This is a genomic window from Moraxella sp., assembly GCF_024227015.1.
GTDB lineage: Bacteria > Pseudomonadota > Gammaproteobacteria > Pseudomonadales > Moraxellaceae > Moraxella.
Genome location: NZ_JAAELD010000125.1, coordinates 1 through 681, shown reverse-complemented (window position 1 = coordinate 681; position 681 = coordinate 1). Strand labels below are relative to the sequence as shown.

Sequence of the window (681 nt, the reverse complement as noted above, 5' to 3'; positions counted from 1 at the left end):
GAACAAATGGCCGACAAAATGCGTGGCTTTGTCGCACAAATGAAAGCCAAATAAGATGCTGGCTTGTAGGTGAAACGAATGATATCCCTGCGTCTCGTTTAACCGGCAAAATATTGACAATACAATGCATGACAGTTTTGGCTACGAAAAGGTAACCCCTGAGGAACGCAAGCGACGCATTTCACACGTCTTTGCTTCCGTGGCTGCCCGCTATGATTTGATGAATGATCTGATGAGTTTTGGTATTCACAGATTGTGGAAACGCACCATGGTGAAATCAATCTGCCTTGCGCATGACGCGGTGGCGATAGATCTGGCCGGGGGAACCGGTGATGTGGCGCGTGCTATCTATAACAGCACCAATAATGCCCCCATTGTGGTGGATGCAAGCCACGAGATGATGGCCGTTGGCAAGAAGCGGGACAATATGCCGCTTGAATGGGTGGTCGCAGAAGGTGAAATGTTACCTTTTGCCGACAACAGTATCGATCTTGTCACCCTGTCTTTCGGTCTTCGCAATATGACTGATATTGATGTCGCGTTAAAAGAAATTGAGCGATGCCTTAAGCCAGGGGGACAGTTTATCTGTCTTGAATTTTCCAAACCGCATTTCTGGCTCAAGCCAGGTTATGATTTTTATTCATGGGCGGTTATTCCAAGACTTGGTGCCTTTGTGTCGGG

Annotated in this window: 1 protein-coding gene; it reads left to right on the top strand. The window is 47.6% G+C overall.

Annotated elements, in window-relative coordinates; all coding sequences use genetic code 11:
- Positions 1-124 precede the first annotated feature (124 nt).
- Positions 125-681: ubiquinone/menaquinone biosynthesis methyltransferase (locus GY683_RS02655; protein WP_297287271.1), on the top strand; the 557-nt coding region annotated here is incomplete at its 3' end.